We start from the raw sequence: 21271 nt of genomic DNA, 5'->3' as shown, positions 1-21271 counted from the left end.
AGCATATTGCTTATTTAACGCATCATTTATTTAGCGTTAGCAAAAGCCTCTTTAATGGTCGTCAAATCCTGCATCCATTGATAATAACCGCCAAAGGCAAGATATGAGTCTGGGCTAAGGTAAACCACTTGATTCTTACTCCATGCGTTGGTTTGCGCGACCAATGGATTGTCCAATACGGCTTTGGCACCAGCACCATCTTCACCAATGGCGGCACTGCGATCGACGACGAATAACCAGTCTGGATTGGTTTTTTGTATGTATTCAAACGAGATTGGCTGACCGTGATTACCATCTTTAATTTGATTATCTGCTATTGGGATATTAAGTACGGTATGAATAAAACCATAGCGTGACTCAGTACCATATACGGACATTTTATTGCCATTGACCATGACCACTAAGCCTTTACCTTTATCTTTGGTGGCAGCTTTGGTTTCTGCTAACAGACCATCGATGTCACCTTGTAGTTTTGCCGCTTGCTCGCTTTTACCGAATAAAGCGCCTAAGTCAGACAAGCGACGTTTGCTCGATTCATAAATATCGGCAGTATCGACACTCATATCAAGAGTAGGAGCAATACTTGCTAATTCATCATATTTTTTAGCAGTGCGACTCCCAATCAATATTGCCTGTGGTTGTAGTGCATTCAAGGCTTCAAGATTCGGTTCAAACAATGTACCTACTTCTTTTGGCTCCGGTTGATTTTTTGCTTGCAGATTGTCTAACAACATATTGCTTGGCATACCTTGAATAGGTACTTCAAGAGCCGCTAAATCTTGCATTAACGTCATGTCATATACTGCAATGGGTGACGGATTAACTGGTAAGCTTATCTCACCTTTTGCAGTATCAATTTTTATACTAGTGGTAGATTCGCCATTATTCGTAGCATTCGATACGGTATCTGCCGTTTCATTCTCTGTTGTAATCGTTGCAGTTTCAGAATCGCTAGAGTCGGGTGAGGTACAGCCTGTCAAGCTGGCGGTAGCTATTAATGTTGCCATCATAGTTGTTAATAAAGGACGTTTGAATACGGGCACTGGTATAGAGAGTAAATTAGTAAACATAGGTAACTCATTATTTACAAGTTATAGAAAGTTGATTAATCAAATGACTGCAAAATATGGGATGGTTAGTAAAGAGGCTGCATAGCAGTATTCATAACGGCGCTCTTCGCCATTTAATTTGTCTTTAAGGCTATTGACTACTTCAGGATTAATGCTTACTTGAACTTTTTTAAAGTTCAAAAGAGTAAACAGCGATTATCATAAAGTAGTTAACAGTATTTATCAATGATAATGAGAATTATTATCATTTTTGATTTTAGCTTCATAGGCTGAGGTATTTAGCTCTAGCGAGAATTTTCAGTAGTGACTTAGTGGTAGGAAGAATTCTTCTTGAGTACATGAAGATGAGAGAGGGTGCTTTGTAAGCGGGAATAAATATTTAAAAGATAGTTATTAAATTTATTGATAATAGTTATCATTTGCATTAACATTGCTATTACATTTTGTTTAATAAAATTATTAGGCTGTTATGGGTTCAACAAGTTTCAATATGCCATCAGTTAAATTAACATCCACAGTTATGGGTTGTGTTGTCGCATTACATTTGCTGACAGCAATCGTATTGGTGATGGTCAAAACCCCTGTGATTACTATTAAGCCACTTGAAATAACACCGCCTATAGAAATACAGTTGGTGTCAGAAGTTACGACAATTGCAGAGCCAGTGATGGCAGTCGCAGAAGTCGAACCTATTAAAGCGCCTAAACCACAATCTGTTAGCGTACCTGAGGCAAAACCAGAGCCAAAAAAAGCAGTGCAACCAGTTGTGAGGAAGGAGAAACCAAAGCCTCAGGTTGATACTAAGCCAGATACTACGACAACAAAAATAGTAGAGAGCAAGCCTGTCATCAAACAACCAATAAAATCACAAGAATCAGACGCAGCAGCTCAAGCAAGCGCTTTAGCAGCCGATAACGAACGTAAAATATTGGCAGCACAGACTGAAAAGGCTAATCAACAAACGCATGCTAAAGCTATGCGCGAGGCTCAGGCTGCAGCGGATACCAAAGCAAAGGCAGATCGTGAAGCGCAAGCCGTATCCGATGCCAAAGCTGCACAAGCCGCCCGTGCAAAAGCTGAAGCCGCGACTCGTGAGAAAGCTAATCAACAAGCTGCTGCTGCAAGTAATACACCAGTCAATTTCACTGCGACCAACGCTAACTGGGCATCAGCACCGAGTTTTAGTTTTCCTGCTCGTGCCAGACGAGGTGCTAGATCAGGGGAAACCTTTAGAGTTGTCTTGGTACTACAAGTTAATAAGCAAGGCAGCATAGATAATGTGAGCTTAGCGCAATCTTCTGGCAACGCCGCACTCGATAGGGATGCTCAACAACAAGTACTTTCTGGTAAATTTAAACCCTTTACGAAAAATGGCGTACCAGTGGTGGGTAATGTAACTTTACCTATCAGTTATGCAGCACCATAAAATTTAGTTATTTAACGAGCCTATTATTTTTAGAGCATCATTACTGATGATTTTTCATGATAAGTGGATATGCGGTACTCGCAAAAAACTCATATGATTGCATAACATATTAAGGAGTCTGATATGAATTTTACAAGCTACTGGCAATACAGCGATTTGGTGACCAAAAGCTTGTTTTTCTTGCTATTGGTCTTATCGGTGCTCTCTTGGGTAACTGGTATTATTCGTATATTACAAAGCCGAAAATTGGCCGCCTGTGTTGCTGATGATTTGAGTCAGCAGGTTGAGATGAAGCGTTCAGCTGTGATTAACTCTGATGCTGCTATGCATCGATTAGTCATTGAGCAAGCATTATTAAAGCATATCGGGCGTTACCGTTTTGCTAGCGAACGCGGCCTACCTATTTTAGGTACCACTGCAGCGATCGCGCCATTTATTGGGTTATTTGGTACAGTGTGGGGTATTTTTCACGCGTTACATAATATCGGTACCAGTGGGCAAGCAGGACTTGGACAAGTGGCAGGACCAGTTGGCGAGGCGCTCATTATGACAGGTCTCGGTATTGCCGTCGCAATTCCAGCAGTGGTGTTTATAACCTTGCCGTACGTATCAATCGACGGGTAATGTACCATGCCAATGATAGAGCCCATGATTTATTGGCGCAGTCTGTTGATTTAGCAGCAATGCAACCTTCAATGGAGCCTCATAATGTAGCTGAAAAGCAAGGCATAACCACTAATGTCACTTTTAGTAAGAGTGCTCATAGCAATAGTAGTATTCATACTGATACACAAGAGGCTTACCAACAGTAGCATTGCTAGATTTTATTTATAGTCAGAGCACTTTTGAACCGATACGGTGTTGCCCGCCCTAAATGTACTCAGTGTACTATCTGCGGTCGGTCGCCTTGTAGCGTTTCTAAAATTCCTTGACTATATAAAGTTGTTGTAAATGCCAGCGCTGGATGGCTTTTTTAAAGCAAAAGTTTATGATTTTGTATAAGACTGACACACGATAGAGAATATTATGGCATTTCAGTTAAGTGATGATAACATCCAAAGTATGAATGAGATGAACCTCATTCCACTGATTGATATCATGTTGGTATTGATGATTATCTTTTTATTGACAGCGACTGTTTTGAATCCAACAGTACCGCTCGATTTACCCAAAACCAGTGCGCTAATCAATGAGCAGCCACCTGAAGCAATCCAAATTAGTATAGATAAAGATGCTGGTATTTTCTGGGATAGCGATCCTATTAGTATGGAAGAACTAGGGGTGCGTCTACAACAGCAAAGTGGAGCTGGTAAAGACCCTTCCGTGCTATTAAGAGCAGATAAAGAAAGTAGATATGAGACGGTGGCACAGGTACTAGCGGTAGCCAGTCAAGCAGGGCTGAGCAAAATAGCCTTTGTAAATGAATAGTAATGAAAACTAGGAGCTATTTAGCAGAGTTGGCTTTCAATATAATCAATCCCGCTATTATTAAATACAAATAAGATAATAATAAACATAAATATCATAACAACCTTTCTCTCCCGCCTTGCTTGGGTAACCTAGCGAGGTTTTTCTTATCTAGTAGATAAGGTCTGAGTGCTAAATGTATCTTGAACATACTCAATCTTAAAATCACTCATCGCTAGGAGGTCTAAACCATAATTATTAAGGTAATGATTTTTTAAGAAATAGGTATCATTCCAATTGATATGGGAGGGAGTTGAAGAGTCTTAAAGTATAGGTCTTAAAATATCTGCTATAGATCAATAAAAATAAGCCTACAGTTTTTCTATTAAAAGGAGCCCATCCCAGATTCTGTGTAACTGCCGTTTAGATTAAATGCTTGCTGATACGATCGTCAAACATAATCATAAAACGATTAAGAGCAGACGTTCAGTTACGAATAGGCATCGACCATTTTTTGGATGCCTGCTGGGTTACTAGGTACACCACTTTGAAAGCAGCTTGATCAGACGGGGACACCTGACGCTTATTCACCGCTGCCCGAATCACACTGTTTAGCGACTCGATAGTATTGGTGGTATATATGACTTTTCTGATGTCTTTAGGGTAATTAAACAATACCGTTAAGCCTTCCCAGTTATTGCGCCAAGACTTGATGACATGTGGGTATTCTTTGCCCCATATCTCATCGAAATGCTCAACGTTGGCCTCTGCCATCTCAAGCGTATCAGCCCATAGATGACCTTTAAGTCAGCCGCTACGGCCTTTTTATCCGTCCAGGGTACAAAATTCATTGAATAGCGCACCATATGCACGATACACAGCTGCCCCTGTGCTTTGGGGTAGACGGTGTTAATGGCATCAGGGAAGCCCTTTAGATCATCGACACAGGCGATTAAGATGTCTTGTACTCCACGGTTTTGTAGTTCAGTGAGAACGCCCCCCAGAAATTAGCGCCCTCGTTCTCTGACAGCCACATACCAAGTAACTCTTTTTTACCGTCAAGATTAACGCCTAGAGCTAAGTAAATAGCATTGTTGATGATCTGCTTGTCTTGACGTACTTTAATGACAATGCAGTCTAGATAGACAATAGGATAGATGCTGTTAAGTGGTCTATTCTGCCACGCAGTGATGTCCTCCAAGATGTTGTCAGTGACTCTTGAAACTAAGCTATTTGAGATATCTACATTGTATAGCTCTTTAATGGTTTCGAAGATCTGAGTGGTGGTTTGACCTTTGACCTTTGGCGTATGAGCGAGGAGAAGCAAGTGTCCGGGGGACAGTTGCCCGAAGCGCAAGACTGTGCCTGTAGTGAAATATGATTTTATTATCAAGACCAGTAATACGACTTTGATGCTTACTGACCAGCACAGGCTCAAAGCTGCTATCACGGTCTCTTGGAGTTGAGACCTCAAGATCGCCGATGTCACTGCGGACTGTCTTTTTAGTGTGACCATTACGCTTATTGGGCTTATCTGCCTTTTCATGCTTGGGGTAGCCAAGATGATCTTCCATCTCAGCTTCAAGGGCAGTGTCGATGAAGGATGTCATCAAAGCTATTCATGTTACCAGCCATTAGCTCAGCCAGTTTTTTAATGTCAGATTGGGTAGTCATTGCTTATTCTCCGGTTAGTGGATTATAAGCAGTTACACAAATTTTGGGAAACTCCCATTAAAAGTCAGTCTTAGAAACGTTTTAAGCTCTCCAATAGAGAGGTTGTAAATACTTCTCCGTGTGATTGATTGTAAAACTGATAACTACAACTCTTCTCAAAGTGGTCACAGATTTCCTTGGCGAATTCTTTTTTACTCATCAGAGTGGGCACTACTACTGGGATAGTGGTTTGCTCTGCAGAGTGACTAAAAGTGAGTCGTATTTGTTTGTGTTTATTATTGGATATATCTGCAAGTTGCGCTTTAGGAAGGTTTTGATACGCTTGCCAATAGTTAATCATCTCTCCATCTTGCCACCATAGCGAAGGATCAGCACTGAAGTACTGCTGATAAGCTTCAGGGTGCTTGAACAAATTATACAATACAAACAAACCACCGTAAGAGTGTCCCCAAATCGCTCTTGCTTTGGTTTTTCGCCTAGCTGCTCATATACCCACGGCTTAATTTCTTTTTCTATCAGCCCATAAAAATGCTCTGCACCACCATTTAATCGCTCTTTACCTTCTTCTGTAAACGCACTGTTATCTATAGTGTTGGCTAATAATGGTGGGGTATAGTCGTAGGCGCGGGCATCGACATCGAAGCGATAAGGTGTTTGGTAACCTATAAAGACTAAAGCAGGCGCTGATTTTTTTGGCGTAGACTTGGATAAGGCGCGCAGCGTTTCTGTATCTAAATCATCAATAGCCGCATTACCATCCAGTATATAAAGTAATTTACTAGGAGTTTTTACAGAATTGTTAGAGAGTTGATGATCGGTTGTTTGCTCAGGAATAGCTAACCATACTTGATAATGACGAGGTTTTGCATAGGCTTTCAGCGTTTTCAATTGTGAATCTGTTACGCTAGAGGAGGGTAGTTCTGGTGCAGGTTTAATGAAGGTATGATATACGAAACGATATCCGGTATCTTTGGCATGCAATAAGCTCATATCTACTGTCTTGGTCAAGTCAGGTTTAGCATAGCTTGGTGACATCATTACTCCTGCTATGGTTATCGTTATAATTGCAAATTTTGTCTGAAATTTTGACATACCTATCCTTTATCATATTCAAAAAGCCTTGAGCATAGTATTGCTTATATGAAAACTGTAAGAGAATTAACAAATGTATTTTATATCCTTGATAAGGATTGACAACTAGTTGCATTATCGTAATAATAATGCATATGATAATCGTTATCAATTACAATTTTTTTCTAGTAGTTCTGCATTTCACAAAAATCCTTCTTATGAGATTAAATTATGTCACGTTCAACTCAGTCATGTTTCAGCAAAAATCTATTATCTAAATTTTCAGTTTTATCTATTGCGCTGTTATCTTTAGGGGTTATAGGATGTCAAAATACGATGTCACCATCGAGCGTAACGCCTGTATCTACCTCTCATTCTGTGATCAACGGTCTCATGAAAACGCAAAGCAACTATGCCGATAGTCGTTATTTGACGATTGACGGCAAAGACTATCCCGTTTCTGAAAACTCTGCTCGAGTAGTCATCAATAAAAGCGAAAAATGCACCAGAATTGGTCGCAGATATTTTTGATGGAAAAGGTAAAGTTGCGGTACCAGGTTATAAAGTGATGTTGATGGCTCGAACCAATTCAGTCGCTGTAGAAGCCAGAAAGCTAGATAATGGTAAAGTTATCGATAATCGCATGATTCACCGTGGCAGCAAGTCTCTTGTTGGTATTCCTGTTGTCAACGGACAAGCAAAACTTGATCAGGCACAATTATTAGATTTCGATATTATTTATGATGATTTAACGAAAGTCGTTGCAGAGGGCGAAGTGGTCAAACCACGGGGTACAAAATTAACCAAAGCAGAGACACCCATTACCAATAAGAAAGTGGTCGTGCATTCACTGACCTTGCCGAACATTGCTAGCGGTGAAAGTGCAGGTGGTGGTGTTAATTTCGAAGCCAGTGCAACGGTAGACGGTAAAGTTGTCAAAACTGGCGCTAATAGTGCCTTCAATATCTTTTATACCGCTACTAGTGATAATGCTAGAGGATTTTAGTTGTTGAGTGCTAACCGGTAAGAGCAGGCTCTGACTTCACTAGATGAAGTTAGAGTTGTTTTTATTTAATAGCTATCTGTTTTTAATGCCATTAACAAACCCAATGGGTTATCTACTATGGCTTTAAGGAATACTAACGTGGTTCATAATACCTCAAATCAATCCTCGCATTTTAGACTGTCACCGCTGTGCTATTCTATATTATCTTTACTCTTTATGTCACCAGCGATAGCGGCTGAATCAGAAGATAGTGCTGATGCATTGCCTAGTACCACTTTAGATACGATTGTGGTAACCGTGAACCCTTTATATGCCATTGATCCAAGTGAAGATAATGACTTATATAATGCCAATGTCGCGACGGTCGGTACCAAGATAACAGATTATCTAGAAAATATTCCCCAGTCTATCAGTTTGATCACCCAAGCAAAAATTGATGACTTAAATCTTGATACGTTAGACCAAATTGCTAAGCGCACGACCGGTTTACGAGTTCTGAAAGATGATGATGGGCGCTCATCTATTTACTCTCGTGGTTATGAATATGATCAATATAGTATTGTGGGCGGTGTGGTGAATTTGGTTCGAAAGCGTGGTAAAGCCAATATTAGCAATCCAGAATGCTATGGCGTATCTGCTGGTCTTCAGGGCAGCTTGAGCGCCGATGACAGTCTCATTGGTCGCACGGTGCTGCAATACAATCAGCGCTCCAATTCAGTAGTTGATGACATCTGTGGTAAATACAATCAAAACGGTACGACCTACGTCAGTGTTGATAAGCAATTGAATGATACCAGTAAATTTGGTCTGGGTTATTTGATGTAAGATCGACAAATCACCCCCAATAATGGTCTGCCTACCTTTGCTGATAAATCTTTAATCTCCCTACCTAATAATGATTTTTATGGGGCTAAGTGGAACGACTTTAACAGTCAGAGCCATGATGTGTTTGCTGATTTTGAGCATCGTCTGGCTAGTGCTGGTGTCATAAGTGTCGGTATTCGCTATTCTGATAGAGAGGCTGATTATCATTATGCCTAAGTTGCAGGTATCTGGTGGTTATAGCTATCTAGATAGTGATATCAAACAGACCTCAATACCGGTCAATTAAACGTTTATAACCTGTTAAATAAAGACCGTTATGTCCGCGTCGGCTCACTCAATACCTCTAATATGCCAGGTGATGAGCGTGAAGTAAAAGCGTCGCTGTCTTATAAGTTCTAGTTTGAACCATAGTTAAAAGTATTGTTATCACACAATATTAATGGATCAGGCGATTGAGTGAATCATGCGCCTTGAGCTATGCTGAAGAAACCGTACAACTAAACTTGGTAAACTAAGCGTATTAACTGGAGTTTACCATGACCAAGAAAGTAAGAACCTACAGTGATGAATTTAAAGCCGAAGCTGTCAAGAAGATAGCAGACAACAACGGCAATATTTCAGCGACTGCAAAGCAGCTTGGCATTGCCATGCAAACGCTATCAAATTGGCATAACAAAGCCAATCAAGGCAAGCTTGTCGGCACAGAGCAATATGATCCTGATCTTATGAGTGCTCTTCAAGAAATAAAGCAGCTCAAGCGGCAGCTTAAAGTGGCTGAAGAGGAGCGCGAGATCTTAAAAAAGGCGACGGCGTACTTTGCCAAGCACAGTTAGTGAAGTACGCCTTTATTAAAGCCAATCAGCAGATATTTAGCATCACCACTATGTGCCGTGTATTGAGCGTTAAGCCCTCAAGCTATTACGACTGGATTAGTCGTGACATCAGTGACCAACAGATACACCGCAACCAGTCTGAATTACTGGTTAAAGCGGCTCACAGTGAAACGAAAGAATGTTATGGCGTAGATCGACTGCATGCTCATCTAAGCGAGCAAGGCCATAACATTAGTGTATATGGTAAGAAGCATCAAAGAGCAACACGGCATTAAATGTCGTCGTCATAAGCGCTTTAAAGTGACCACCGACTCTAATCACAACAAGCTAGTTTATCCGAATGTGCTGGATCAGCAGTTTGATGCTAAGCGCCCTAATGAGTCTTGGGTGAGCGATATTACTTATATCTGGACAAATGAGGGCTGGCTGTACTTAGCAGGAGTCAAAGATTTATACCAAAGAGCTGGTCGGTTACGCTATCAACAAACGCATGACTGCTGACTTAGTTTGCAAAGCACTAAGTATGGCAATCAAAAACAAACGGCCTAATAAAGGATTAATTGTGCATTCAGACAGAGGTAGTCAATACTGTAGCCATGCGTATCATAAGATCATTAAACAGCATCAATTTACAGGCTCAATGAGCGCTAAAGGTAATTGCTTCGACAATGCACCCATAGAAAGCTTCTGGGGCACTTTAAAGAACGAGCTGGTATATCATCAGGATTATAAGACTAGATTTGCAGCGATCAACGATATTATTAGATACATCGAGCTGTACTACAATCAGACTAGAATTCAAAAGGGTTTGGGTTATAAATCGCCAAGACAGGTGTGGTTTGATTATTATCGTCAGGCTGCGTAACTAAAATCTCCCAAGTTTAGTTCTACGGGATTGACAGCAGGGGTCAAACGGGTAAGACCGTAGTGCCTTTTAAATTCAACTGGTTAGATGATTACTATGAAGGTTTGGCTAGATATAATACCTTGAGCATAGCTCAAATAAATTGGTGTCCATAATTAGAATATATCCTTTCTTTTAGTTCCTACTTTTATCTTAAAGTATACTAGGGCGTGTCTTCAATTGGTTAAGCCATAAATAATAGTTACAATACCGCATCTATTGAGACGCTGCGAGAAGTACAAGTCATGGCAAGAACAGCACTAACAGATACGCTTTGGGATCAACTTCAATCAACGATGACACAGCATGCCTGCTATCAAACTCAAAACAGTCGAGAGGTCATGGAAGCCATACTGTGGAAGGTACGCACAGGTGCGCCTTGGCGTGACATACCTAAAGAACTGTGTTCTTGGAAAACAGCTTATAGTCGCTTTAATCGCTGGTCGAAAACTGGCTTATGGGCGAATTTTTTTTAGCTTACGAAAAGAAACTGATACGGAATGGGTATTCACAGACGGAAGCTATGTTCGCTGTCACCAGCATGCAAGTGGAGCTCGGCGTGGTGAAGATCGAGCGATTGGGCGAAGCCGTGGCGGCGCAACTACAAAGATACACCTATCCTGTGATGCCGATGGATATCCGCTCCATTTTAAAATCACTGGGGGTGACGTCCACGACAGTCAAGTTGCAGGTGAATTGATTGACATGATTAGGCATGCAGATTACTTCATCGCTGATAAAGGCTATGATTCACAAGCGATCAGGGATAAAGCTTGCATGCATGACATGATTCCTATAATTCCCAAAAGAAGCAATACTAAAGCACCTAATCCAGAATTTGATAGCTACTTATACAAACTGCGCCATCTTGTTGAGAATATGTTCGCAAGGCTCAAACACTTTCGTAGTATCGCCACTCGCTATGAAAAGTTAGCTCGTAATTTTAAGTCAATGCTTTATCTGGCGTGTACTATCGTTCATTGTAAGATGAATTGAAGACACGCCCTAATACGAACCACAAAATCTTGTGGAGAGAATTTATTACAAATAGTGAATAACAGTAAAACCCCATAATCATTCCAATCCATGCTCCCGTTAACTCACTTGAAGCATCAATCAAACACCTGCCATGAACGGAATACTGAAGCAATTAAGTATCCCACCTTGCAGCTAATAAAGTCACTGCTTGCTTGGCGTTAGAGGCGTAATCAAGCGCTAGAAAAGATAAGGAAATAGCACCAATCCCTAAACCTAAAATTATAACGGTTAAAAATGCAAGCTTTGAGGGGATATAGATAAGCAATATTAAACCAACTAATATGAGCGATAAAGTGACAAATAATGGCTTTCGGCGATCGGTGTATTTTTTGATAAATATAGAAATTAAGATGCCAGAAACTACTTCTGCTACCGTTAAAATACTTAGTAAAGCGCCAGAAGCATCTCTACTCCACCCAAGCTGGGTGTAACTTAGTGGCAACCAAGCTAGAACCAATGTGTATGCACCTGTTCCTATGCCAAAAAAAGCATTAACAGCCATGCATTTTTAGATTTTATAGGTAGAGGTAAATAACCGTTTCTACTGCTCTTGATATGTGGCATACCAGAGAAAAACAGTATAATTGCCAATATGGCAGGGATAGCCATAATCGATAAAGCGATATTCCAGCCAAATACTCCTTCTAAAGGAGAGGTTGTAGCAGCTGATATTGCAGCCCCCGCCATAATACCTGTTGTAAATAACCCCATAAAAACGCTAGCATTGTCTGGCGCAATTCTTTTTAAATAGGCGGGCATTAGAGTTTGGATGATTGCTATACCAATACCTCCAATGAGAGAAGTCAGTAGTAGAAGTAATGTAGAGTCAGCAAAAAATCGGTAGCCACAAGAAAGTGCTATCGCCAACAATCCAGCTAATATACCTATATACTCGCTTACTCTAGATTGAATTCTGGGACCTAAAAGTGCAAAGCAGCCCATCATTGCAACTGGCAAAGTAGTCAATAATCCAGCAGTTTGATTATTGATTCCTATAGCATCTGCTAAAACGGGTACGATCGGAGATATCGAGGCCATAATAGGCCTAAGATTAAGACCTACGATTATTGTTATGATGGCTAATATCCATTGGTTATAGCTAAACTTACTCATTTCCTACCTCACACTCTTGGTTATGTGTCTTTTTTAGTTATGAGTCGATGCATTATCACGATTTTAATTGGTTATCTTTTGCAGTAGTACCAAGCAATAATCAAATATACGCTAGCACTTTAGATCTAAAACATCGTAAAATTTAATGGCTCTGTCTACTGTATATATTCGAGAAAATCTGACTTTAGGATGTCCAAACATACTGACATTAGCATTAAGGCCTTGTTACTACAGTCCAAACACTCTGATACGTTCACTGGCTGACTGATAGATTTTTTCGCCAGCTGGCTCAACGATGTTACCAAATGGCATTTGAGCAACCAGTTCCCACTGCTTAGGAATTGAAAAAGCTGATGCAATATCATTATTGATTAGTGGATTATAATGCTGAAGATTTGCACCAATATTTAAAGCACTTAATTCTAGCCACATAGCATATTGATGCATTGCTGAGGTTTGCTGCGCCCAAATAGGAAATCTATCAGCATATAGCTCAAACTTATCTTGCAACGATTGTATAACCTCCTTATCTTCGTAAAACATAACTGTACCCACAGCCGCACGAAAAACATCCATTTTTTGTTTACTACCTGAAAAGTCGTTACTGCCAACCGCCTTACGTAAATGGGTTTCGGTGATATCCCATAGCTGCTTATGCTGCTTACCAAACAACACTACCAGACGTGTCGTCTGTGAGTTGAAGGCTGAAGGGGTATTTAGTATTGTGCGCTCAGCAATATCAATAATTGCTTGTGGTTTTACTGGTAAGTTGCCACCTAAAGCATAAATGGACCGACGTTTAGTGAAGGCTTGTTGTAGGTTGGCTGAATTGGATTGCGGCATATTTTATCCTTTTAAATTTTGTTAAATAGAATGTTATTTATATCGTGTGATTAAGGTTGGTCAAGCTTATTGAATAAACTTACAAAGGAAATCAAACTTTTTAAATTCAGGTCTTATCAGGCACTTCAAGTTTTTGTTTCGATAGTGTCATCATTTTCATACCACCCCATGTAACAAGTGCTACACCGAGTGCAATCAAAGAGGCGCCTAGAATGAGCCCGTCCGGTGGAGATTCACCTTGTAAAAAAACAGCGACAGGGACACCTACAATTGCTCCAACAGATCCTAATAAGCTTAATAAAAACCGGGCCACCCGTTTTTGAGTAGAAACTAATTGAAACTGACCGGCGAATATGAAGGCCTGTAAGGTAATTAAACCAAGTGGCAGGAAACCTCCCAGTGGAACAGTCAGTGAGAAGTTCGGTAGGAGGCTTGTTGCGCCAAGTAAGACTACAGCCGCAATAAGCATGCCTGGAGCAAGCGCATTGGGAGACGCTCCTTCCGGCCAACGCAATGTACGATAGAGGTTACCAATAGCGAGCAAAACAGGGCCACAGAGTGCTATCAAAATCCAAAACACACTGGCATCTGGTGCAGAAAATTTACGGGCAGCTAGGACACCTGCACCGGCAAGTGCAGCTGCAACCCCAAGAGCTCGAACAGTCTGAAATCGCTCCATCCCTAATGCTAGTGCCCCAAGATAGGTGAGAAGCGGTGGTAAGGAAATGATTAGGGCTACAAAACCGGCACCGACATGGGGAATAGCGGAAAAGAAAAGTAAGTTAGAGCCTGCAACGCTGACCAAAGCAGAGATAAAGTAATATTCAAAGCTGCGTTTATTGAGGGGTGGAAGTTCATGGAGTAGTAACGCAATAACTAACAAGATTGTGGCAGCACCAGCAATTGACCACAATAAAAAGGCAAGCGGAGACAAACCTATTTCACCCGCATATTTTGCAACGTTGGTAGAGATACCAAGTAACGCACCTCCAACTAGAAGACAAGTTAAAGGAACTAGCCATACACTTTTACAAGCAGAGCCATTTCGCTCTGTAAATTTAGTCATATAATATCCTAACGGCCTAAAATGGCCTTGATATCAGAATATCATTATATATCTTGATGTCAAGATAATAATATTGCTATTATTACTGCTTATGAGGAATTTTCAGTAGAAATAGAAGTTTTAATATCTCCAAAATCATAAATATTCTGATCATACCGAGGAGTAAATCAATGCAAACTGAAGGGTGTACACAAGAAGATGCAGTACAGAAGATTATTAGTCAGTGGCAAAACCAAGGATTTGCTACTGATAGCTTGTTAGCAATGGAGACCATAGGGCGTATAAAGCGGTTAGAAGTAATATTAATGCGAAAGCTATCTGCTAACTATAAGATAAATTATAAAATATCACATTGGGAATTTGATGTGTTGGCGACATTACGACGCACAGGCACCCCATATCTAATGAGCCCAACCGTTTTATTTGATAGCATGATGGTGAGTTCTGGTACGATGACCAATCGCTTACAGCATTTAGAAAAGAAGGAACTTATTGAGCGCATTGATAACCCAGAGGACAAACGAAGCTTATTAGTCAAACTAACCCCAAAAGGTCTTGAATTGATTGATAGAGCCGTCGCATCACACGTGCAATTGGAGAATGACTTGATGAGTGATATGAGTGAGGAAGAGCTACTTATTCTCAATTTATTATTAAAGAAAATTGAGAATAACCTGCCTATTGTTTAGATATAAAAAATATCTTTATGTAGAGATAAATAGTAGGTAATCGAAAACAATTGAACTTATCCTCGAAAAGCTTAATTAATGTGCATTACAAGTAAGCCGTAATTCCATACCTTACGGAAGATATCAGTAGCCTACAGCCTAATATACAAGTCCTCACTAAGGTACCGAACTGATTAAATCAGTTCAGCAATTATCAGCTCATTAAATTGATCAAGTGGAATGTACAGTCATCGAAATATTAATGTTATTTTCTACATATTTAACAGCATAGGTCAGAAAGCGCTATGAACACATTTATGATCAGCAGGCTATGATTGCTAATAAGTATACGTTGTTAGATTGAGTCATTATTTTAGGTGGCTCTGCTAACTTCTTTCGTTAAGTTCTGAATTGAGCAGACTAATAATTAATTGCCTCAGCCAGTTATGCGCCGCATCACCCTCACGGCGTTGATGCCATAGTAATTTAAAATCGAATGATTCAATTGGAAAAGGCGGTTCAAATATTTTAACCTGTGAGTTGCTATCAGTCATATCAAAGCTACGCCGCGCCGCTGTCAAAATCAGGTCAGTACCAGCCACTAATTGATTGGCAATTCCCCAATGTGGCAAAGTCATTACAACATCGCGACTTAATCCTGCGCCACTAAGTGCACGTTCAATCTCATTATTAGCACCTGATTGCATGGCAACGAGGATATGCGGTCGAGCTAACCAACTATCTTTATCGAGAATACCAGTCTCTGGCAAAGTTTTTTTGTCTGCTAAACAAGCAAAAGACTCAACAAACAAGGTGTGCATACGAAGCGCTTCTGGCACTTTATCTGGGAATACACCGAAAGCCATGTCAGTTTCACCATCGAACACATCCGCCATCATCGCTTCGCGGCTTCCTTGACTCACCTCAAGCTCAATGCCAGGCGCAAGCACTCTTAATGAGCGCACCAAACTCGGCATAAATACACGCGCGCCATAGTCAGACATAGCCAGACGAAATACTCGCTTCGCACTGAGAGGATTAAATTCTGGGGTCTCAATCAACGCACCGAGCTGCTCTAGAACATCAGTCAACGGCAGGATTAACTCGCTCGCTCGCGAAGTCAATTCCAATTTTCCTGAACGTCGAACCAATAGAGGGTCATCAAATAGGGTACGTAAATGGGCCAGTGCGTGGCTAACTGCCGGCTGACTTTTATGTAACCGGAGAGCGGCTCGTGATACGTGCTTTTCTACTAATAATGCGTGCAACGTCACGAGCAAATTAAGGTCAATACGTCTTAAGTTATTCATATAACGAATAGTGAAGTAAAAAAACAATAATTTCAATTCAAATTTTTAATATGAAATAATTATTCCAGAAAATTAAATAAATCTGGAGCAAACGTATGAATATATCGCTTACTGGCATCTCTTTTGCCTTTATCGCCTTAGTTGCTGGCGCTTTAGTCCCTCTCCAAGCTGCAAGTAACGCTGAGCTAGGCCGTGCTCTTGGACATCCTCTTTGGGCAACGGTAGTGTCGTTATTGGTGAGTGTACTTATAGCGATACCTGTCATTCTTTCTATGCGTGTCCCTACGCCCATATTGAGTGAAATCAGACAATTACCAATGTGGGTCTGGTTTGGTGGCATAGCTGGCGTCATCTATATTACATCCGCATTAATTCTAGTCCCTCGCTTAGGCGCAACTCGCTTTATTGTTTGCGTGATAGCAGGTCAAATGCTTATTTCATTAATATTAGACCAGTACGGTCTTATGAATTTACCGGTGAAAGAGATAAATGCTGGCCGTTTAGTAGGTGTTACTTTTGTTCTACTAGGCATGATCATGGTGCTGTGGCTCACGCCCTCATCTACCAATTCAAGTAACGTTAAAGCTAGCATAGCTGGCAATTTAAATACCATAGAAAGTACGTCGACAAGTAGTGCTAAGTCTGTTTCTCATTTTGAAAGCTAGTCATATCTATATCAATGCGTAAACAATGAGAATTAATTATTCAAATACTATTTGGTGATCTTGTTAAGCCTGTATTTGAAAAAAGATAACTGGGGTATGCTATTAAGTCCCTAGAACCAAACTTGGGAGATTTTAATCAAGCGGCGTTGCAATAAAACTCATGATAAACCTGTCTAGGTGATTTTATCCCCAAATCCTTTTGAATTATAGTTTGATTGTATTTAAGCTCAATATAGAGCTTGTAAGACTTGACCAAACCTTATCAGGTTATTATTTTAATAAGTAATTTTAGAAAAATTATTTAACTTAATTTATGTAGAATTAAACAAATGTAATTACCGTACTATAATTTCCGTTTTCTGTACTGACCGCTATTAAAAAAGGAATTCTTATGAAAAATCTTGCGGCTTATCTTTGTTTTGCCTTGGCTTGTATCTCTACTTCTCATGCTGAAACCATCGCTGGTTACAGCTTTGAAAAATACCCTGCTAAAATCTATAACGCTAAACAAGCACCCTTAAAATTAGGTGACTGGAGCTCTTTTCGTACTCGACTGAAAGCAGCTCATAAAGATGGTGAAATTAACTTCGCGGGTAACTATATCGTAACAACCTGGGGCTGTGGTACAAGCTGTGTATCAGGGGCTATGATTGATAAACGTACTGGCAAAGTATACGGTATCCCACTGGGTGAAACTGAGGATAGTGTAACCCCTTATGAAAGTGGCGCAGAATGCTTCGCAGACGGCGCAGAACTTGATGACAACGAGCGTTTGGCTTTCTATCCCAATAGCCGCTTATTTATCAGCCGCAATTGTGAAGGCGAGCAAGTCAACGAAACCATCGGTAAACAACTTATCACCTATTATGTCAACATTTGGGATGAAAAGACTAAGACATTCAAACTAAAAAAGGTTCAGGAATCTAAACTCGTTAAAGTGGACTACAGTCAATTTTAAACTAACTTTTTCCTGTATTTATCTTTTAAAGCCAAGTTTTTAGCCTAAACTGGGCTCATACTACCCTCTACCTTTTTTAGAAGTCTTAGCTTGGGCTATCTTGACCAAAAAATAAACCATCTCGACGTTGTAGTGGCACACTAAATTTAAGCTGTATTTAAGAGAAGATCTGCTGCCCACAAAAAAGCCAGACAACCTAAGCTGTCTGGCTTTAAAATTTGAACGACTTATCTATGATTAGGTTCGCGCCACACAGCATGCTCACATACCTCACAGCACCAACGCTCTTTTGAGCGCATATACGGAATGTCTGCTGGTATCTGTAAAGGGCACACATAGCCGCAGTACTCACAAAGCACATCATCTAAATAAGCAAAACACTCACCGATTGTCTTGAATAGTACTTGAGGGCTAATCTCATACGTCTGACAAAGCGCTTTTACGTGCTTAACGTAGTCGCTTTGATTATCATATGCCCAGTAATCCTCACAGATTTTTAGATCTCGTGCGTTCTGCGTCATATTCGGCTGAAGTTTTACACTCATTACATTCTCCTTAGTAGCCGACATAGTCAGAGTGCGGTAGTAGCTCATAAAGCTCGCTTTGAAGCTGACAACGCATATCCTCAATCAACATAGTCAAGATCCACCTCCAAGCGCTTCTGAACCCACACACGCATCGCCATATCATTAGCAAAACAGTGCTTTACTCCTAAGAAGCGTGCGAGGTTATGACCCGATGAAATATAAACTCACGCATCAATGCATTAGCAATCTTATTCGCATCCTCACTGATTGCACCGTCAGGTTTAAGTTCAGCAAACAGCTCTTCATAATTGATGATTGTCATTGTGACGTCTCCTTGTCAGTCTGTTTATTCCTGATGAGTGCTTCAGCCTCAGAGCTATTCGATGCGCTGGTCAGCTTCTCCTTGCTAGCTAGTAGCAAATTATCCATCGCAGAGCCATCCTGACGGGTAATGTCAGGTACATAGCGGCTATACACCCGAAACAGCATCTCCGTACTACTGTGACCCATCTGCCGAGCAATCCACTCAGGATTCTCACCAGCAGCGAGCCAAAGCGTCGCTGCCGTGTGTCGAGTTTGATAAGCACGCCGGTGTTTGAGGCCGAGTAGGGCAAGGGTGGGTTTCCATACCCGCCTGTTCACATTACGGTACTCCATGGGATTACCTTGTAAGTTGCAAAACACAAACTCAGACTTACCAAAGGTGCGTGCCTTCTGCTCTTGTAGTGCGTCATAGACCAACTGCGACATCGCAATATCACGTTGTGAGCCTAACGTCTTCGTTGGACCCATCTCCCCATTCACTAATGCACCGCGAATACTGATCTCACGCCGATCAAAGTTAATGCAGTCCCACTTCAGCCCATCAATCTCACTGGTACGCATCCCTGTAAAGAAGCGGATGGTGTAGTAGGGCCTATAATCAGCACGGACATGCTTTAATATCAGCCACACCTCACTCAATGTAAAAGGATTTACATCAGGACGCGCTTGCTTGAGGTTCTTAATATTTTTATAAGGCATCTCAAACTCATGGCGATCTGATGCTTCTTCTAGTATCATACGAAGAAGTATCATGATCTGATTGATTCGTGCTACTGACAGACTTGACTGACTATCTTTACCGTAACGAACTTTGGCGAGGGAGCTACGGAAGGTCAGCAAGTCTGGTTTTTTTATCGCATGTACCGCTTTACCACCAAACTCAGGTAATAAGTACTTGCTCAAAATAATCTGCGTCTTTTGCCGATAGCTCGGCCGCCACTCAATCTTCTTCTCCTCATACCAAATATCGACAAACTGCCTAAAGGTAGGGTTGCGACTGATACAAGCTTCCGCTCTATCAACCAGTGCTGTCATCTCTTTTAAACGCGTACTCTTCGGAAAGTAGGTGCCATAGTCAAAGATGCCTAGGGTTATTTCTGCTTCCATTTTTTTCAAAACAGTCGCTAATTTTTTTCTGTTAGCTGGGTTGTCTTCCAAGCTAGTCTTTTCTCGACAACGTATACCTAGGTAGTAGAAGTCGGCAATTAGTTTGCCAAACCGTCCTTGTATAGTAGCCATAATAAACCTCCTTCTATTATTGAAGTGCCATACCGTTAATAGCGCTCATCACCGGCTTACACATATCCTCTTCGATACGCTCCCATACATACAGAATCTTACGACCACCAAAAGGGCGTATGTAATGAATATTCTCAATCAAAACAGTGTCCTTAAGTTGGTTACGGATAGTACGTGCATCGTATTTGATACGATCGGCTAATTCTTGAGTAGTGAGATAAGTCTGTGACATAATAGTTCTCCAGTCAGTTAAATAGTTTTTAATAAACACTTTGTTGTTGCCAACGAGTACTATATTATCAGAAAAGTAGTCATTGGCAAGTACTTTTTACTTACCAATAAGGAATTTATTGTGATTTCATGTAACTTACCTGTTCTTTTGGCAGAAAGAAGGTTGCGTGTGGCAGATTTAGTGAGAATGACAGATATCAGTAAATCGACGCTGCATAGGATCTATAACGATGATACGACTAGAATTGAGTTCGATACTTTGAGCAAGCTATGTAATGTATTAGAAGTAACGCCAGGGGATATTTTGAAATACGTTCCAGATGAACTTGGTGAGGACGACTCTTTAGAAGAGTAAATTAACTGTCGCTATAGGTGATAGGAAATTTCTAGCTAAAGGTTTACTAGAGCCAAAAGATGCTTACGAGGCTTAATAAATTTTTTATTGTTAGGTTGTAGTCATCGCTTTTTAAGTGAAGACCAGTAAAAATACTATAAATTTGAAACGTATTTCCAAAAACTAAGCATCTGAGAAACACGTTTTTTGCTGAATTGAGGTTGGGTTCAAAAATCAGCATAGTGCCAAATTCACTAGGTTAGGTGTCATGATGGTTTTTGAACTAAAAATAGCTAGGTTGTGGTCAGATTCGTATATGCAATTTCAGGGCAGGGCACGGTTTAGGCACCAAATGGGCACCGCACTGAAAATGAGCTTTTTGATTGAGTAGCTAAACTTAACTAGATTGGAAAAGATTTTTCAAAATATCTTCTACAAGCCCCGAAAATTGGACAAAAAAAAGCCTCACTGTTAAGTGAGGCTTTTTAAGTATTTGGAGCGGGAAAAGAGATTCGAACTCTCGACCCCAACCTTGGCAAGGTTATGCTCTACCACTGAGCTATTCCCGCTAATTATCAATTAACTATCGTCAGTTGATGAAGGCGTATTATACGCAGTTTTTTGAACGTGTCAACAGTTAGTATGAAAAAAGTAAAAGATAGTAAATTGGCATATTATCCTAGCCTTCATCTGTGATATAACAGATTGTTGTAATCTATATTCCAAAAGCTTTGCTTTC

24 protein-coding genes, 1 tRNA gene and 3 pseudogenes are annotated in these 21271 nt (G+C 40.6%); 13 read left to right on the top strand and 15 right to left on the bottom strand.

Annotated features, from left to right (window positions below; genetic code table 11):
- Positions 1-26: 26 nt before the first annotated feature.
- Positions 27-1070 (bottom strand): siderophore ABC transporter substrate-binding protein, encoded by a 1044-nt coding sequence (locus G7Y90_RS14035; protein ID WP_250162688.1) that lies wholly within the window; start codon positions 1068-1070, stop codon positions 27-29.
- Positions 1071-1590: 520 nt separating this feature from the next.
- On the opposite strand from G7Y90_RS14035, the gene G7Y90_RS14030 reads away from it, so the two are divergent.
- From G7Y90_RS14030 to G7Y90_RS14015, 4 genes are all read left to right on the top strand, one after another.
- Positions 1591-2496 carry an energy transducer TonB gene (locus G7Y90_RS14030; RefSeq protein ID WP_250162687.1) on the top strand — a complete coding sequence of 302 codons (906 nt, stop codon included), beginning with the start codon at positions 1591-1593 and terminating at the stop codon, positions 2494-2496.
- A gap of 123 nt (positions 2497-2619) precedes the next feature.
- Positions 2620-3120, top strand: a complete 501-nt coding sequence (locus G7Y90_RS14025; RefSeq protein WP_502937364.1) for a MotA/TolQ/ExbB proton channel family protein — start codon at positions 2620-2622, stop codon at positions 3118-3120.
- The gene (locus tag G7Y90_RS19265; RefSeq protein ID WP_250164038.1) at positions 3120-3308 is read left to right on the top strand and encodes a hypothetical protein; all 189 of its coding nucleotides are present in this window, start codon (positions 3120-3122) and stop codon (positions 3306-3308) included. The genes G7Y90_RS14025 and G7Y90_RS19265 overlap by 1 nt, the downstream gene beginning before the upstream one ends.
- Before the next feature lie 214 nt (positions 3309-3522).
- Complete coding sequence (locus tag G7Y90_RS14015) at positions 3523-3924, top strand: ExbD/TolR family protein (protein ID WP_193007647.1); 402 nt, start codon at positions 3523-3525, stop codon at positions 3922-3924.
- A gap of 402 nt (positions 3925-4326) precedes the next feature.
- On the opposite strand, the pseudogene G7Y90_RS14010 reads toward G7Y90_RS14015, so the two are convergent.
- From G7Y90_RS14010 to G7Y90_RS14005, 3 genes and pseudogenes are all read right to left on the bottom strand, one after another.
- Positions 4327-5577 (bottom strand): annotated as a pseudogene (locus G7Y90_RS14010) (IS256 family transposase).
- Between the two features lie 70 nt (positions 5578-5647).
- Positions 5648-5998: an alpha/beta hydrolase gene (locus G7Y90_RS19260; protein ID WP_502937363.1), complete on the bottom strand. Its 351-nt coding sequence runs from the start codon at positions 5996-5998 to the stop codon at positions 5648-5650.
- A complete protein-coding gene (locus G7Y90_RS14005; RefSeq protein WP_250162686.1) occupies positions 5914-6669 on the bottom strand; it encodes an alpha/beta hydrolase in 756 nt (251 codons plus the stop codon). Before G7Y90_RS14005 ends, G7Y90_RS19260 begins: the two co-directional genes overlap by 85 nt.
- A gap of 315 nt (positions 6670-6984) precedes the next feature.
- Between G7Y90_RS14005 and G7Y90_RS14000 the strand changes: the two genes are divergently transcribed.
- The 5 genes and pseudogenes from G7Y90_RS14000 to G7Y90_RS13980 all read left to right on the top strand — a co-directional run bounded on the left by G7Y90_RS14000 (position 6985) and on the right by G7Y90_RS13980 (position 11212).
- Positions 6985-7179, top strand: coding sequence for a hypothetical protein (locus G7Y90_RS14000; RefSeq protein ID WP_250162685.1), 195 nt, complete (start codon positions 6985-6987; stop codon positions 7177-7179).
- Complete coding sequence (locus G7Y90_RS13995; protein ID WP_250162684.1) at positions 7160-7654, top strand: nucleoside/nucleotide kinase family protein; 495 nt, start codon at positions 7160-7162, stop codon at positions 7652-7654. The genes G7Y90_RS14000 and G7Y90_RS13995 overlap by 20 nt, the downstream gene beginning before the upstream one ends.
- Positions 7655-7792: 138 nt before the next feature.
- Positions 7793-8479 (top strand): hypothetical protein, encoded by a 687-nt coding sequence (locus G7Y90_RS13990; RefSeq protein ID WP_193007653.1) that lies wholly within the window; start codon positions 7793-7795, stop codon positions 8477-8479.
- Positions 8480-9015: 536 nt separating this feature from the next.
- Positions 9016-10177, top strand: a pseudogene (locus G7Y90_RS13985) (IS3 family transposase).
- Positions 10178-10461: 284 nt separating this feature from the next.
- A protein-coding gene (locus G7Y90_RS13980; RefSeq protein WP_226951658.1) for an IS5 family transposase occupies positions 10462-11212 on the top strand; the annotation gives its coding sequence in 2 pieces (ribosomal slippage) (positions 10462-10682 and positions 10681-11212; 753 coding nt in all).
- A 154-nt stretch (positions 11213-11366) separates the two neighbouring features.
- Here the strand turns inward: G7Y90_RS13980 and G7Y90_RS13975 are convergent.
- From G7Y90_RS13975 to G7Y90_RS13960, 4 genes are all read right to left on the bottom strand, one after another.
- Positions 11367-11756 (bottom strand): MFS transporter, encoded by a 390-nt coding sequence (locus tag G7Y90_RS13975; RefSeq protein ID WP_250162683.1) that lies wholly within the window; start codon positions 11754-11756, stop codon positions 11367-11369.
- Positions 11729-12367, bottom strand: coding sequence for an MFS transporter (locus G7Y90_RS13970; RefSeq protein WP_250162682.1), 639 nt, complete (start codon positions 12365-12367; stop codon positions 11729-11731). Before G7Y90_RS13970 ends, G7Y90_RS13975 begins: the two co-directional genes overlap by 28 nt.
- A 228-nt stretch (positions 12368-12595) precedes the next feature.
- The gene (locus G7Y90_RS13965; RefSeq protein WP_193008863.1) at positions 12596-13210 is read right to left on the bottom strand and encodes a nitroreductase family protein; all 615 of its coding nucleotides are present in this window, start codon (positions 13208-13210) and stop codon (positions 12596-12598) included.
- 106 nt (positions 13211-13316) lie between these two features.
- On the bottom strand, positions 13317-14276 hold the full coding sequence (locus tag G7Y90_RS13960; protein WP_250162681.1) for a DMT family transporter: 960 nt from the start codon (positions 14274-14276) through the stop codon (positions 13317-13319).
- A 170-nt stretch (positions 14277-14446) separates the two neighbouring features.
- Here G7Y90_RS13960 and G7Y90_RS13955 point away from each other — a divergent pair, with 170 nt between their 5' ends.
- Entirely contained in the window at positions 14447-14965 is a 519-nt protein-coding gene (locus tag G7Y90_RS13955; RefSeq protein WP_193008865.1) for a MarR family winged helix-turn-helix transcriptional regulator, read from the top strand.
- Between the two features lie 365 nt (positions 14966-15330).
- Here G7Y90_RS13955 and G7Y90_RS13950 read toward each other — a convergent pair whose 3' ends face one another.
- Positions 15331-16068, bottom strand: coding sequence for a LysR substrate-binding domain-containing protein (locus G7Y90_RS13950; RefSeq protein ID WP_250162680.1), 738 nt, complete (start codon positions 16066-16068; stop codon positions 15331-15333).
- Positions 16069-16254 (bottom strand): annotated as a pseudogene (locus G7Y90_RS19255) (LysR family transcriptional regulator); the annotation flags it as partial.
- A gap of 95 nt (positions 16255-16349) precedes the next feature.
- Between G7Y90_RS19255 and G7Y90_RS13945 the strand changes: the two are divergent.
- Both G7Y90_RS13945 and G7Y90_RS13940 read left to right on the top strand, forming a co-directional pair.
- Positions 16350-16919 carry a DMT family transporter gene (locus G7Y90_RS13945; protein WP_193217025.1) on the top strand — a complete coding sequence of 190 codons (570 nt, stop codon included), beginning with the start codon at positions 16350-16352 and terminating at the stop codon, positions 16917-16919.
- Positions 16920-17310: 391 nt separating this feature from the next.
- Positions 17311-17877: a hypothetical protein gene (locus tag G7Y90_RS13940; protein ID WP_250162679.1), complete on the top strand. Its 567-nt coding sequence runs from the start codon at positions 17311-17313 to the stop codon at positions 17875-17877.
- 227 nt (positions 17878-18104) lie between these two features.
- Here the strand turns inward: G7Y90_RS13940 and G7Y90_RS13935 are convergent, their stop codons facing one another.
- From G7Y90_RS13935 to G7Y90_RS13920, 4 genes are all read right to left on the bottom strand, one after another.
- Positions 18105-18422, bottom strand: a complete 318-nt coding sequence (locus G7Y90_RS13935) for a hypothetical protein (RefSeq protein ID WP_250162678.1) — start codon at positions 18420-18422, stop codon at positions 18105-18107.
- 166 nt (positions 18423-18588) lie between these two features.
- Positions 18589-18726 (bottom strand): hypothetical protein, encoded by a 138-nt coding sequence (locus G7Y90_RS13930; protein WP_250162677.1) that lies wholly within the window; start codon positions 18724-18726, stop codon positions 18589-18591.
- Positions 18723-19967, bottom strand: a complete 1245-nt coding sequence (locus tag G7Y90_RS13925) for a tyrosine-type recombinase/integrase (protein ID WP_250162676.1) — start codon at positions 19965-19967, stop codon at positions 18723-18725. The genes G7Y90_RS13930 and G7Y90_RS13925 overlap by 4 nt, the downstream gene beginning before the upstream one ends.
- A 16-nt stretch (positions 19968-19983) precedes the next feature.
- A complete protein-coding gene (locus tag G7Y90_RS13920; protein ID WP_021815097.1) occupies positions 19984-20199 on the bottom strand; it encodes a hypothetical protein in 216 nt (71 codons plus the stop codon).
- 120 nt (positions 20200-20319) lie between these two features.
- On the opposite strand from G7Y90_RS13920, the gene G7Y90_RS13915 reads away from it, so the two are divergent.
- Positions 20320-20553: a helix-turn-helix domain-containing protein gene (locus G7Y90_RS13915; RefSeq protein ID WP_193009007.1), complete on the top strand. Its 234-nt coding sequence runs from the start codon at positions 20320-20322 to the stop codon at positions 20551-20553.
- A 473-nt stretch (positions 20554-21026) separates the two neighbouring features.
- Here the strand turns inward: G7Y90_RS13915 and G7Y90_RS13910 are convergent.
- Positions 21027-21101, bottom strand: a tRNA-Gly gene (locus tag G7Y90_RS13910).
- Between the last annotated feature and the right edge of the window lie 170 nt (positions 21102-21271).

It is taken from the genome of Psychrobacter sp. WY6 (assembly GCF_018448495.1).
GTDB lineage: Bacteria > Pseudomonadota > Gammaproteobacteria > Pseudomonadales > Moraxellaceae > Psychrobacter.
The sequence above is the reverse complement of the archived record's forward strand: the minus strand, read 5'-3'. Positions and strand labels throughout refer to the sequence as shown.